The following is a 13,513-nucleotide window of genomic DNA, read 5'->3' on the forward strand; positions in this document are numbered from 1 at the left end:
TCCAGCCGCACCCGCCGCACCCGCCGCTGCCGTCCCAGGGGGCGTTCCCGCCCGCCGGGCAGCCGCAGCCGAACGCCCCCCAGGGCGTCCCCCAGAGCGGCTACGGCTTCCCGCCGCCGGGCGCGCAGCCCCTGCCCGCCCAGACGCAGCCCCCGGCGCAGCCGCTGCCGGGCGCGCTGCCGCCGCAGGCCGCCCCCGGGTACGGATACCCGCAGCCGGGTCAGCAGCCCGGCGCCGGCGGTTCCGTGCCGCTGCCGCAGCAGCAGGCGCCCGCCGCGCAGGGGCAGCAGACCGATCCGCGCACCGGCGCCGCATGGCCCACGCCGGTCACCCATGACCAGCGCGAGCGTTCCGTGCCGGGCGCGCCACTCGGCTACACCGCCGCCGTCGAGTTGTCGTCCGACCGGCTGCTGCGCAACAACAGGCAGAAGCCCAGGTCGAGCCGGACCCCGTCCGGGGCGTCCCGTTTCAAGCTGGGCGGCCGGAAGGAGGAGGCCGAGCGGCAGCGCAAGCTGGAGCTGATCCGTACGCCGGTGCTCTCCTGCTACCGGATCGCCGTCATCAGCCTCAAGGGCGGTGTCGGCAAGACCACGACGACCACCGCGCTGGGCTCGACCCTCGCCACCGAGCGGCAGGACAAGATCCTGGCCATCGACGCCAACCCGGACGCCGGGACGCTCGGCCGCCGGGTGCGGCGGGAGACCGGGGCCACCATCCGGGATCTGGTGCAGGCGATCCCGTATCTCCACTCGTACATGGACATCCGGCGGTTCACCTCGCAGGCCCCGTCCGGTCTGGAGATCATCGCCAATGACGTGGATCCGGCGGTCTCCACGACGTTCAACGACGAGGACTACCGGCGGGCGATCGATGTGCTGGGCCGTCAGTACCCGGTCATCCTCACCGACTCGGGCACCGGGCTGCTGTACAGCGCGATGCGCGGGGTGCTGGATCTGGCCGACCAGCTGATCATCGTCTCGACGCCGTCGGTGGACGGTGCGAGCAGCGCGTCGACCACGCTGGACTGGCTCTCGGCGCATGGGTACGCGGAGCTGGTGCAGCGTTCGGTCACGGTGATCTCCGGGGTGCGCGAGACCGGCAAGATGATCAAGATCGAGGACATCGTGGCGCACTTCCAGACGCGCTGCCGGGGTGTGGTCGTGGTGCCGTTCGACGAGCATCTGGCGGCGGGCGCGGAGGTCGATCTCGACATGATGCGGCCGAAGACCCGTGAGGCGTACTTCAATCTGTCGGCGCTGATCGCGGAGGATTTCGCCCGCGCCCAGCAGCAGCAGGGGCTGTGGACCGCGAACGGCAACCCGCCGCCGACCATGCCCCCGCCGATGCCGGGACAGCAGCCCCCGGCCCAGGAGCCGTACGGGCAGCAGGATCCGTACGGACAGCCGGGTCCGGTCCAGGATCCGTACGGGCAGCAGGCTCCGCCCCAGGATCAGTACGGGCAGCCGGGTCGGTACGGGCAGCGGCCCCCGGCACCCGAGCCGTATTACGGGCAGCAGCCCGGTCCGTACGGACAGCCCGCCGCCCCCTATGGGCAGCCGGGCCAGTACGGCCATCCCGGCCCGTACGGACAGCAGCCCGGCCAGTACGCGCCGCCGCCCCCGCACTCCGGACCGTACGCGCCGGGGCCGCCGGGGCAGCACCCCACTGTGCCCCCGCAGCAGTCCTATCCCCAGGGCGGGCAGCAGCCCCCGGTGTACGGCGAGCCACAGCAGCCCCCGCAGAACCATCCGCCCCAGAGCTGGCAGCAGAACCCACCGCCGCAGCCTCCGCAGGACCAGCCGGGTGGTTCCGGGACGGCCGATCCGCAGGCGTCCGTACCGCCGCCCGGCGGCCGGCCTCCGCAGCAGCCCCCGCAGGCTCCGCCGGCCTCTCAGCAGTAAAGCGGCGGAGGTCTATGCCGCTGGAGGGCCCGTACCGCGTCGCGCGGTGCGGGTCCTCGTTCCGTTCCGCCGGTCCACACGCCCGTTTCCCGGCCGTTGACTCGGCCGGACCGGCGCTGGTACACCTCGGATCACGAGCCCGTGAGTGACGAGGCGAGGTCACCGTGATGGTCGCAGAGGTCCCATCCCGCTCCCGGAAGCCGTCGAGGTCATGCGCCGTCATCGCGCTCGCCGCCGCACTGGCGGGCGTGCCCCAGCACAGTGTCCGGGCGGCGGACGGCGGTGGCGCGAAAGTGCTCACCATCGCCGTCTCGCAGAGCGTGGACTCCCTCAGCCCCTTTCTGGCACAGCGCCTTGTCTCCACCACCGTCCACCGGCTGGCCTATGAATATCTGACCAACTACGACGCCCGGGACGGACATACGATTCCCGGGCTGGCCACCGGCTGGAAGTCCTCCGCGTCCAAACTCACCTGGACCTATGCCATCCGGAAGAACTCCCGCTGGTCCGACGGTCGGCGGACCACCGCCCACGACGCGGCCTGGACCTTCAACAAGATGATGTCCGACGAGAAGGCGGCGACCGCGAACGGAAGTTTCATCGCGAATTTCCGGAAGGTCACCGCGCCCGACTCCCGGACCCTGGTCATCGAGCTGAAGAAGCCACAGGCCACCATGACCGCGCTCGATGTCCCGATCGTTCCGAAACACATCTGGGAGAAGGTCGGCGACTTCTCCGTCTTCAACAACGACCAGCGGTATCCGATCGTCGGCAACGGGCCTTTCATCATCACGGACTTCAAGGTCGACCGGTATCTCAGACTCAAGGCCAACAAACACTTCTGGCGCGGCACGCCGAAGTTCGACGAACTGCTGCTGAAGTTCTACAAGGACGGTGACGCCGCGGTCGCGGCCCTGCGCAAGGGCGAGGTCTCCTTTGTGCAGGGGCTGGTGCCCGCCCAGGCCGCCGCGTTGAAGAAGACAGCGCACATCAAGGTCAACGACGCGCCCGGGCGGCGCTTTCTCGCTCTCGCCGTCAACCCCGGCGCCCGCGCGAAGGACGGCCGGACCTTCGGCACCGGCCACAAGGCGCTGCTCGACCCCGCCGTACGGAAGGCCCTCTTCCACGCCGTCGACCGCGAGACGATCGTGAAGACCCTTCTCCAGGACCATGCCGTGGAGGGCGCGGGATATATCCCGCCGCGCTACCGCGCCTACTTCTGGAAACCAGGACCCGAGCAGAAACGCGCCTACAATCCGCGGAAGGCGGCCACGCTGCTCGACCGGGCCGGTTACCGGAAGAACAGCGACGGCAGACGCGTCGGAAAGAACGGGAAACCCCTCACCTTCCGGCTGCTGTGCCATGCCACCGACCCCGCTGACACAAAGATCGGAAAATATCTCTACGACGCCTGGCGGGAGCTCGGCATCGAGACCCGGATGGAGTGCCGCGACAACGTATCCGACCCCTGGCTCAAGGGTGATTACGATCTCGCCTTCGACGGCTGGTCCGTCAACCCCGACCCGGATTTCGTCCTCGCCATCCACACCTGTGCGGCGCTCCCGGCGACTCCCCGGGACACCGGGTCGACGGACAATTTCATCTGCGACCGGAAGTTCGACGAACTGTATGCGCGGCAAATCGCCGAGTACGACCCGGTGAAACGCGCGGAGGTGGTGAAGCGTATGCAGTCACGGCTCTACGACCTGGGCTATATGAACATTCTCGCGTATCCGAACGCGGTCGAGGCGTACCGTACCGACCACATCGGATCGATCACCACGATGCCCGAGGCCGCGGGCAATCTCTGGGGGCAGGACGGCTACTGGAGCTGGTGGTCGGCCGAGCCCGCGGCGGGGCACGGCGGCCCGGGCGGTTCGGACGGATCGGACGGGTCCGCCACCGAGGTCGTGGTCGGCATCGGCGCGGTGGTCGCCGTCGTCGCCGTGGCCGGGCTGCTGATCGCGCTGCGCCGCCGGGTCACCGCCGACGACCGTGAATAGCCGCCCCGTGGCGGGAGGCCGCGGCACGGCGCCGCCCATGGAGCGCACACCGGTACGGACGCACGGACCCGGACCCGGACCCGGACCCGACCCCGGACCCAGTCCCGACCCCGAGCAGGGCCGGAGTGCGGCGGAAGGCCACCGGAGCGCCGCGGGGAGCGGGCCGTGACCGCCGCGCGCGGCTATCTCCGCTATACCGCGGGCAAGCTGGGCGGCGCCGCGGTCTCCCTCCTCGCCGTGCTCGTCACCAGCTTCTTCCTCTTCCGGATCATCCCCGGCGACCCGGTGAAGGCCCTCACCCACGGCACCCCCACCACCGCCGGACAGCTGGCCTCGCTCCGCCGCCAGTTCGGCCTCGACGAGCCGCTGTGGCGGCAGTTCACCGAGTACTGCGCCAAGGCGCTCACGGGCGATCTCGGCATCTCGTACCAGTTCCGCGCCCCCGTCGGCGAGCTGATCGCGGAGAAGGCGCCGGCGACCCTGCTGCTCACCGGGGTCGCGGTGCTGGTGTACTCGGCGGTCGGGCTCTGGCTCGGCGCCCGCTCCGCCTGGCGGCACGGCGGGCTCGGCGACCGGATCAACACCGGTGTCGCCCTCACCCTGTGGTCGGTGCCGTCCTTCTGGCTCGGGCTGCTGCTGATCATCACCTTCTCGGTGGGGATCGGGCCGGTCCCCGGGCTCTTCCCGACCGGCGGCATGGAGTCGGGCGACGCCACCGGCCTCGGTTACGCCATCGACGTCGCGCACCATATGGTGCTGCCGGTCCTCACCCTGGTCGCGGTGGGGTACGCGCAGACGCTGCTGGTGATGCGCTCGTCGCTGCTCGACGAGATGGGCGGCGACTATCTGACCACCGCGCGGGCGAAGGGGCTGCGGGACGCGGTGGTACGCCGCCGCCATGCCGTGCCGAACGCGCTGCTGCCGACGGTGACGATGATCTTCATCAATCTGGGCCATGTGGCCGCCGGGTCGATCCTCGTGGAGACGGTCTTCTCCTGGCCGGGCGTCGGCGGACTGTTCTACCAGGCGCTCAGCGTGCCGGATCTGCCGCTGGTACAGGGGCTGTTCATGGTCTTCGCGGGGGCGATGATCCTGATGAACCTCCTCGCCGATCTGGTCTACCCCCTGCTCGACCCCCGGGTGCGGCGATGAGCGGCTCACCGGCCCGCGCGCGCCGCCGGGAGGCCGCGGCCCGGCTGTGGCGTGCCTACCGGGCCCACCGGGCGGGGCTCTTCGGCCTCGGGGTGCTCGTCCTGATCGCCGCCGCGGCGCTGGCCGCTCCGCTGCTGGTCGAAGGCGATGTGCGCAAGGTGACCGGCACCCCCGGGGGTCCGCTGGAGCCGCCGAGCGCCCGGTTCCCGCTGGGGACCGACCAGTTCGGCCGCCCGCTGCTGGGGCTGCTCCTGTGGGGAGCGCGGATCTCGCTGACCGTGGGACTGCTGGCCGCCGCGCTGTCGGTGGCGATCGGAGCCGCCGTCGGGATCGTCGCCGGGCACTACGGCGGCTGGTTCGCCACCCTGCTGATGCGGATCACCGACTGGTTCCTGGTGATGCCGACGCTGGTGCTCGCGATCGTGCTCGCGACCGTGATGTCCCGCGACGTCTGGACGGTGATCGTCGCCATCGGAGTGACCAGCTGGCCGACGACGGCACGGCTGGTGCGGGCGCAGACGATCGCGGTGGAGTCCCGCCCGTACATCGAACGCGCGAAGGCGCTCGGCGGCGGGCACCGGCACATCATGGGCCGCCATGTGCTGCCGAATGTGCTGCCGCTGGTACTGGCGCAGACCACGCTCGGGATCTCGGCGGCGATTCTCACCGAGGCGACGCTGGCGTTCCTCGGGCTGGGCGATCCGATGGTGATCTCCTGGGGCGGGATGCTCCAGGAGGCCCGGGAGGCGGGCGCCGTCTCCTCCGGCCACTGGTGGTATCTGGCCCCGCCGGGGCTGGCCATCGCCCTGGTGGCACTCGCGTTCACCCTCTGCGGGCGGGCGATCGAGAAGGTGCTCGATCCACGACTGGGGGTGGGGCGTTGAGCCTGCTGGAGATCAGGGATCTACGGGTGACCTACGGCGCCGGGGCCGCGGCGGTGCCCGCCGTGCGCGGGGTCCGGCTGAGCCTCGCCCCGGGCCGGGCGCTCGGCATCGCCGGGGAGTCGGGATGCGGGAAGTCGACGCTCGCGCTGGCGCTGCTGCGGCTGCTGCCCCCGTCCGCCCGGCTGAGCGGGGAGATCCTGCTCGACGGCGAGGATGTGCTCACCATGCGGTGGGGCCGGCTGCGGGCGGTGCGCTGGGCGGGGGCCTCGATCGTCTTCCAGGGCGCGATGCACTCGCTGAACGCGGTCCGGACCGCGGGCGACCAGATCGCCGAACCTATCGAGCTGCACCACGGCGCGACGCCCGGCGCGGCCCGGAAGCGGGCGGGCGAGCTGCTCGCCCAGGTGGGGCTGCCGGCCGGGCGTGCGGCGTCCTATCCGCACGAGCTCTCCGGCGGCCAGCGCCAGCGGGTGATGATCGCCATGGCGCTGGCCTGCTCCCCCCGGCTGATCGTGGCCGACGAGCCGACGACCGCGCTGGATGTGATGATCCAGGCGCAGATCCTCCGGCTGATCGGAGGGCTGGTCGCCGAGCAGGACATCGGGCTGCTGATGATCAGCCACGATCTCTCGGTGCTGGCCGATGTCTGCGACCGGCTGGCGGTGATGTACGCGGGACGGGTGGTGGAGGAGGGACCGGCCCGCGCGGTGTACTCGGCCGCGCTCCACCCCTATGGGCAGGCGCTGTCCGCCGCCTTCCCCAGGATCGGCGACCCCGCCTCGCGCGGAGCGCCGAGGGGACTGCCGGGGGATCCGCCCGATCCGTCCGCGCTGCCGGACGGCTGTACGTTCCATCCGCGTTGCGCGGTGGCGCTGGAGGGCTGCGCCCGCGACGAGCCGGAGCTGACGGGGAACGGAGCGCACCGGGCGGCCTGTGTACGCGTCGGCCCGTCCGCCGAGGGGAGCCCGTGATGACGACGCCCGACCCGGGAGCCTCTCCCCTGCTCACCGCCGAGGGCCTGTACGTCGCCTTCCCGGCGCGGCGGCGCGGCGGGTCGGCCGCGCGCCCCGTCCGCGCCGTGGACGGGGTGGATCTCACCATCGGGGCGGGCGAGATCGTGGCGCTGGTCGGGGAGTCGGGGTGCGGCAAGTCGACGCTGGCGCGCGCCCTGCTCGGGCTGGTGCGCCCGGCGTCGGGGCGGGTCGCCTTCGCGGGGCGACCGCTGGTCTACACCCCTCGGGCGCTCAAGGCGTACCGCAGACGGGTCCAGCTGGTGCTCCAGGACCCGGGCGGTTCGCTCAATCCGCGCCACACCGTGTACGAGGCGGTCGCCGAGGGCCTGCGGATCCACGGGTGCGCCGGGGACGAGCGCGCGGCGGTCGCCGGGGCGCTGGCCCGTGCGGAGCTGCGCCCCCCGGAGCGGTTCTTCGGACGGTATCCGTATGAGCTGTCGGGCGGTCAGCGCCAGCGGGTGGTGATCGCGGGGGCGCTGGTCCTGGAGCCCGAGGTGATCGTCGCGGATGAGCCGGTGGCCTCGCTGGACGCGTCGGTACGCGGTGAGATCCTGGCGCTGCTGCTGCGGCTGCGGGCGGAACTGGGCCTGTCGGCGCTGGTGGTGACGCACGATCTGGGGCTGGCGTGGAATATCGCGGACCGGGTGGCGGTGATGTATCTGGGCCGGATCGTGGAGTGCGGCACGGCGGAGGAGGTGCTGCTGTCGCCCCGGCACCCGTATACGCGGGCGCTGCTGTCGGTGCTGCCGGAGTCGCCGCTCCCGCCGGTGGTGCTGACGGGCGAGCCGCCCGACCCGTCCCGGATCCCGCCCGGCTGCCGCTTTCACGCCCGCTGCCAGGTGCTGGCGTCGGGCGAGGCGGAACGGGCGGGGGTGGACCTGCGGTGCCGGTCGGAGGATCCGGGGATGGTGCGGGGGCCGGGGGTGGCGTGCCACTGGGCGTGAGAGGCCGCCGGGGCCGGGCTCAAGGGCGTGCCACCGGCATGCCCTTGAGCTGCCCGGCGAACCACCGGGACCGAGAGGCCGCACGCCACCGAGCCCGGCGAACCGCCAGGACCCGGGTACCGTACGCCACCGAGCCCGGCGAACCACCGGAACCCGGAAACCGCGAACCACCAGGCCCCGGGCGCGGCGGCCCTGGGCGCTACGCCGTCAGGTCACGGCACTTCTTGACGTCCTCGCCCATCGCCACCAGCAGCGAGTCGATGGAGTCGAACTTCTCCTGGCCCCGGACGAACGCGAGGAAGTCCACCGCCACATGCAGCCCGTACAGATCGAGCCCGACCCGGTCGATCGCGTACGCCTCCACCGTCCGGTCGACCCCGTCGAACTGCGGGTTCGTCCCCACCGAGATCGCTGCGGGCATCCGCTCGCCGTTCGCCGTCAGCCAGCCCGCGTACACCCCGTCCGCCGGGATCGCGGTGTGCGGCAGCGTCTCCACATTGGCCGTCGGGTAGCCGAGCTCACGGCCGCGCTGGGCGCCCCTGACGACGATGCCCTCGACCCGGTGCGGACGGCCCAGGATCTCCTTCGCCCCTTCGACGTCGCCCGCCGCGATCAGACGGCGCGTCAGCGTGGACGAGAACGGCTCGCCGCCGCCCGCCTCGCCGCTGACATGGAGATCGATGACCTCGACCTCGTAGTCGTAGCTCGTGCCCAGCTCCGCGAGGAAGGCGACGTTGCCTGCGGCCCGGTGGCCGAAGCGGAAGTTCGGGCCCTCCACCACGGCGCGGGCACGCAACTTGTCGACCAGGACCTTGACGATGAAGTCCGCCGCGGACAGCTGGGAGAACTCCGCCGTGAACGGCAGGACCAGCACCGCGTCGACGCCCAGCTCCGCCATCAGCTCCGCACGCCGGTGGTGCGGCGCCAGCAGCGGCGGATGGCTGCCGGGGCGCACCACCTCGCTCGGATGCGGGTCGAAGGTCACGACCACGGCGGGCACGGACAGCTCACGCGCCCGCTCCACCGTCCGCCCGATGATCAGCTGGTGACCACGGTGCACGCCGTCGTAAGAGCCGATGGTGACGACGCTGCGCCCCCAGTCCTGGGGGATGTCCTCCAAGCCACGCCAGCGCTGCACAGTGACCGCTCCTCGCCCGAACCTCGTACTGGAATGCCGGTATGACGACGACCGGCTACGCAGGTCTAAGACTGCCATGCCCGGAGCCGCCGCTTCGCATCGGTATCGTGCTGTGAGTGCGGCGACGCTCCGGCGGGCGCCCGGTCCAGTCGGCGCCGACCGGTCCCGCGGGGCCTCGGCCGGCCGTCCGGCGGGCAGCGCGGCGGACTCCGGGACCTCGCGGGCCGGCCGGACGAGCCGCCGGGCGAAGCGGGCCGCGCCCTGGTGGGGGCGGGCGAGCAGCAGTCCGGTGCGGTGCACCGGAGCAGCGGGTGTCGGCCTCGGGGCGGGCCGTGCAGCCGTGTGCGGCGGCTGTCAGCAGCGCTTCGAGGGGGCCGGCGGGGCCGTGCTCCCCGCAGCTGCGCAGCAGCATCTGGAGGAGTTCGTTCCGCAACGGCCGTGAGGGCGGGGGCCCGGGGCGGCCGGCACCGGCGCCAGAGCCTGCCCCAGCGGGCCGGGCCGCTCCCGTACGGGGTACGGGGAGCTACCCGGGCCCCGGACGGGCCGCCCGCGTCCCGGGGAACGGCCGGGGCGCCGCCGGGGCCGGGGAAGCCGGGAGAACCGCCCGTGGCGGCCGGGCGGCCTGTCCGAGGCCCCGGACAGGCCGCCCGCGCCCCCCGGCGTACGAGAGGGACCATCCGCACCCGGAAAGCCGCCGGGCGAGCCGACGGCAGCCGAGGACCCGCCCGGAGCGCCCGGAGCCCCGATGTCCTCAGATGCCCAGGCCCTCAGGTCTCCAGACCTTCAAGCCCTCAGCCGAAGACGGCCAGGCTCTTGGCCTTCCCCCGCTCCTCCTCGACCAGGGCGATGAGACGCCCCTGCGGGTCGAAGACGGCGACCGGCGACCGGTCGTAGGACGGCATGTCCAGTCGTACGCCGTTGAGCAGCAGCTTGGCACGCCGCTCATCCACTTCCCAGCGGGCGAACGCGGCGTTCGCCGCGTCGGCCACCGGCATCACGGTCAGCTCCTCCTGGAGCTGGTCGAGCGTCTTCGCCGCGTCCAGTCCGTAGGGGCCGACCCGGGTGCGGCGCAGGGCGGTGAGATGGCCGCCGACGCCGAGCCCGCCGCCGAGGTCGCGGGCCAGGGCGCGGATATACGTACCGGAGGAGCAGACCACCGATACGACCAGGTCCAGCACGGCGGTGCCGTCCTCGGCCACGGCCTCCCGGACGTCATAGAGCCGGAAGGAGGAGACGGTCACCGGCCGGGCCGGGATCTCGAACTCCTCGCCGCCGCGCACCCGTGCGTAGGACCGCTTGCCGTCGATCTTGATGGCGCTGACCTTCGACGGCACCTGCATGATGTCGCCGGTCAGGGCGGCCACGCCCGCGTCGATGGCGTCGCGGGCGATCCCGGAGGCGTCCGCGGACGAAGTGATCTCGCCCTCGGCGTCGTCCGTGACCGTGTTCTGGCCGAGCCGGATCGTGCCCAGGTACTCCTTCTCGGTGAGCGCGAGATGCCCGAGGAGTTTGGTAGCCCGCTCGATGCCCAGCACCGGGACCCCGGTGGCCATGGGTTCGAGCGTCCCCGCGTGTCCGACACGGCGGGTTCTGGCGATCCCGCGCATCTTGGCGACGACGTCGTGCGAAGTGAAGCCCGACGGCTTGTCGACGATGACAAGGCCGTCGGGCGGGGTGATCCGCTCTGTCATTCGGAGGCTTCGTCCTCGTCCTCCGGCTTGCGGTACGGGTCCGCCTCACCGGCGTAACTGGCGCCCGACGAGGCCTCCCGGACCTTGGCGTCCGAGGCCCGTGCCTTGTCGAGCAGATCGTCGATGGTCTTGGCGTTCTCCGGGAGGGCGTCCGCCACGAAGGTCAGCGTCGGCGTGAACTTGGTGCCCGCCGCCGCGCCGACCGCCGAGCGCAGTACGCCCTTGGCGCTCGCGAGCCCGGCCGCGGCGCTGGCCCGGTCCTCGTCGTCTCCGTAGACCGTGTAGAAGACCGTGGCCTCCCGCAGATCGCCGGTGACCCGGGTGTCCGTGATGGTCACATGAGTGCCGAGCCGCGGGTCCTTGATGCCGCGCTGTAGCTTCTCCGCCACCACTTCCCTGATGAGGTCCGCCAGTCTCTTCGCCCGCGCGTTGTCGGCCACTGGTCCTTCTCCTTCTTACCTGCTTGCCTTGCCATCAGTCTTCGTCGCTGTGGAGTCTGCGTCGAACGGAGAGCAGCTCCACCTCCGGCCGGCCGGCGACAAAGCGCTCGCACCGGTCCAGCACATCCGTGAGGTGCCCCGTGTCACCCGATACCACCGCGAGGCCGATCTCCGCCCTGCGGTAGAGGTCCTGGTCACCGGTCTCCGCCGCGCTCACCGCGAATTTCCGCTGGAGCTCGGCGACGATCGGACGGACCACTGAGCGCTTCTCCTTGAGCGACCGTACGTCGCCGAGAAGCAGATCGAAGGACAGCGTCCCCACATACATGTATATACCCGGATATCCCGCCGGTTCGGGTTCGATGTCCCCGCCAGCGCTTGGCAGGGACACCAGAACCGTACACGCGGAGGCCGGGGCCGATCGACGGAAATTCCTCCGCCGAACGGCCCCGGCCACCGCACTGGTCGGTACGGGGTCCCGGGGGCTTTCGCCCCCGGGGCGCACGATCAGCCGCGCGGCTTCTCGCGCATCTCGTACGTCGCGATGACATCGTCGATCTTGATGTCGTTGAAGTTTCCGAGGTTGATACCGCCCTCGAAGCCTTCGCGGATCTCGGTGACGTCGTCCTTGAAGCGGCGCAGGCCCTCGATGTTGAGGCTCTCCGCGATGACCTTGCCATCGCGCAGCAGGCGGGCCTTGGTGTTCCGCTTGACCTCGCCCGAGCGGATGAGCACACCGGCGATGTTGCCCAGCTTGGACGAGCGGAAGACCTCGCGGATCTCCGCCGTGCCGAGCTCGACCTCTTCGTACTCCGGCTTGAGCATGCCCTTGAGGGCCGCCTCGATCTCCTCGATGGCCTGGTAGATCACCGAGTAGTACCGGACGTCGACGCCCTCGCGCTCCGCCATCTGCGCGGCACGGCCGGCCGCACGGACGTTGTAGCCGATGACGATGGCGTCGGAGCCCATCGCCAGGTCGATGTCCGACTCGGTGACCGCACCCACACCGCGGTGCAGCACCCGGATGTCGACCTCTTCGCCGACGTCGAGCTGGAGCAGGGAGGACTCAAGAGCCTCCACCGCACCGGACGCGTCGCCCTTGATGATGAGGTTGAGCTGCTGGATCTCGCCGGCCTTGAGCACCTTGTCGAGGTCCTCGAGGGAGACGCGGCGGACGCGCTTGGCGAACGCGGCGTTGCGCTCACGGGCGGCGCGCTTCTCGGCGATCTGACGGGCCGTACGGTCCTCGTCGACCACCAGGAAGTTGTCGCCCGCGCCCGGGACATTGGTGAGACCGAGGACGAGGACCGGGGTCGACGGACCCGCCTCTTCCACGTTCTCGCCCTTGTCGTCGAGCATGGCGCGCACTCGGCCGTAGGCGTCGCCCGCGACCATCGTGTCGCCGACGCGCAGCGTTCCGCGCTGGACCAGGACGGTCGCGACAGCGCCGCGGCCCTTGTCGAGGTGAGCCTCGATCGCGATGCCCTGTGCGTCCTGCTCCGGGTTGGCCCGCAGGTCGAGGGAGGCGTCCGCGGTGAGGACCACGGCCTCCAGCAGGGAGTCGATGTTGAGACCCTGCTTGGCGGAGATGTCGACGAACATGGTGTCGCCGCCGTACTCCTCGGCCACCAGACCGAACTCGGTGAGCTGACCGCGCACCTTGGTCGGGTCCGCGCCCTCGACGTCGATCTTGTTGACCGCGACCACGATCGGCACATCGGCCGCCTTGGCGTGGTTCAGCGCCTCGATCGTCTGGGGCATCACACCGTCGTTGGCCGCCACCACGAGGATCGCGATGTCGGTCGACTTGGCGCCACGGGCACGCATGGCGGTGAACGCCTCGTGACCCGGGGTGTCGATGAAGGTGATCCGGCGGTCCTCGCCGTTGACCTCGGTGGCGACCTGGTACGCACCGATGTGCTGCGTGATGCCGCCGGCCTCGCCCGCGACGACGTTCGTCTTGCGGATGGCGTCGAGCAGTCGGGTCTTACCGTGGTCGACGTGACCCATGACGGTCACGACCGGCGGACGGGACACGAGGAACTCCTCGCCGCCCTCGTCCTCGCCGAACTCGATGTCGAAGGACTCGAGAAGCTCGCGGTCCTCCTCCTCCGGGCTGACGATCTGGACCAGGTAGTTCATCTCCTCGGCCAGCATGACCAGCGTGTCGTCGGAGACGGACTGGGTCGCGGTGACCATCTCGCCGAGGTTCATCATGACCGCGACGAGCGACGCCGGGTTGGCGTTGATCTTCTCCGCGAAGTCGGTGAGCGACGCACCGCGCGACAGGCGAATGGTCTCGCCGTTGCCGCGAGGCAGCATCACGCCGCCGACCGACGGGGCCTGC

11 protein-coding genes are annotated in these 13,513 nt (G+C 71.4%); 6 read left to right on the forward strand and 5 right to left on the reverse strand.

What is annotated here, in order from left to right:
- The 6 genes from FF041_RS05905 to FF041_RS05930 all read left to right on the forward strand — a co-directional run.
- Positions 1 to 1,901, forward strand: a 1,901-nt coding sequence (locus FF041_RS05905) for a MinD/ParA family ATP-binding protein (RefSeq protein WP_153521334.1), incomplete at its 5' end; no start/stop codon positions are given.
- A 167-nt stretch (positions 1,902 to 2,068) separates the two neighbouring features.
- A complete protein-coding gene (locus FF041_RS05910) occupies positions 2,069 to 3,904 on the forward strand; it encodes an ABC transporter substrate-binding protein (protein WP_153521335.1) in 1,836 nt (611 codons plus the stop codon).
- Positions 3,905 to 4,069: 165 nt separating this feature from the next.
- Entirely contained in the window at positions 4,070 to 5,056 is a 987-nt protein-coding gene (locus tag FF041_RS05915; protein WP_323391321.1) for an ABC transporter permease, read from the forward strand.
- Positions 5,053 to 5,940 (forward strand): ABC transporter permease, encoded by an 888-nt coding sequence (locus FF041_RS05920; protein ID WP_153521336.1) that lies wholly within the window; start codon positions 5,053 to 5,055, stop codon positions 5,938 to 5,940. The genes FF041_RS05915 and FF041_RS05920 overlap by 4 nt, the downstream gene beginning before the upstream one ends.
- Positions 5,937 to 6,911: an ABC transporter ATP-binding protein gene (locus FF041_RS05925; protein WP_153521337.1), complete on the forward strand. Its 975-nt coding sequence runs from the start codon at positions 5,937 to 5,939 to the stop codon at positions 6,909 to 6,911. Before FF041_RS05920 ends, FF041_RS05925 begins: the two co-directional genes overlap by 4 nt.
- A complete protein-coding gene (locus FF041_RS05930; RefSeq protein WP_153521338.1) occupies positions 6,911 to 7,897 on the forward strand; it encodes an ABC transporter ATP-binding protein in 987 nt (328 codons plus the stop codon). Before FF041_RS05925 ends, FF041_RS05930 begins: the two co-directional genes overlap by 1 nt.
- Positions 7,898 to 8,096: 199 nt before the next feature.
- Here the strand turns inward: FF041_RS05930 and FF041_RS05935 are convergent, their stop codons facing one another.
- The 5 genes from FF041_RS05935 to infB all read right to left on the reverse strand — a co-directional run.
- Complete coding sequence (locus FF041_RS05935) at positions 8,097 to 9,035, reverse strand: bifunctional riboflavin kinase/FAD synthetase (protein ID WP_323391324.1); 939 nt, start codon at positions 9,033 to 9,035, stop codon at positions 8,097 to 8,099.
- 791 nt (positions 9,036 to 9,826) lie between these two features.
- Complete coding sequence (truB, locus tag FF041_RS05940) at positions 9,827 to 10,726, reverse strand: tRNA pseudouridine(55) synthase TruB (RefSeq protein WP_153521339.1); 900 nt, start codon at positions 10,724 to 10,726, stop codon at positions 9,827 to 9,829.
- Positions 10,723 to 11,166 carry a 30S ribosome-binding factor RbfA gene (gene rbfA / locus FF041_RS05945; protein WP_323371822.1) on the reverse strand — a complete coding sequence of 148 codons (444 nt, stop codon included), beginning with the start codon at positions 11,164 to 11,166 and terminating at the stop codon, positions 10,723 to 10,725. The genes truB and rbfA overlap by 4 nt, the downstream gene beginning before the upstream one ends.
- A gap of 34 nt (positions 11,167 to 11,200) precedes the next feature.
- The gene (locus FF041_RS05950; RefSeq protein WP_153484230.1) at positions 11,201 to 11,494 is read right to left on the reverse strand and encodes a DUF503 domain-containing protein; all 294 of its coding nucleotides are present in this window, start codon (positions 11,492 to 11,494) and stop codon (positions 11,201 to 11,203) included.
- A 179-nt stretch (positions 11,495 to 11,673) separates the two neighbouring features.
- A partial coding sequence (gene infB / locus FF041_RS05955) for a translation initiation factor IF-2 (RefSeq protein WP_153521340.1) occupies positions 11,674 to 13,513 on the reverse strand: 1,840 nt, incomplete at its 5' end.

The sequence above is a fragment of the Streptomyces jumonjinensis genome (assembly GCF_009600885.1).
In the GTDB taxonomy this organism is placed as follows: domain Bacteria; phylum Actinomycetota; class Actinomycetes; order Streptomycetales; family Streptomycetaceae; genus Streptomyces; species Streptomyces jumonjinensis.

Excerpts from the sequence above, each read along its gene's own strand:
- FF041_RS05910 (WP_153521335.1), top strand. The coding sequence starts at position 2,069 with ATGGTCGCAGAGGTCCCATCCCGCTCCCGGAAGCCGTCGAGGTCATGC.
- FF041_RS05920 (WP_153521336.1), top strand. The coding sequence starts at position 5,053 with ATGAGCGGCTCACCGGCCCGCGCGCGCCGCCGGGAGGCCGCGGCCCGG.
- truB (WP_153521339.1), bottom strand. The coding sequence starts at position 10,726 with ATGACAGAGCGGATCACCCCGCCCGACGGCCTTGTCATCGTCGACAAG.
- FF041_RS05930 (WP_153521338.1), top strand. The coding sequence starts at position 6,911 with ATGACGACGCCCGACCCGGGAGCCTCTCCCCTGCTCACCGCCGAGGGC.
- FF041_RS05950 (WP_153484230.1), bottom strand. The coding sequence starts at position 11,494 with ATGTATGTGGGGACGCTGTCCTTCGATCTGCTTCTCGGCGACGTACGG.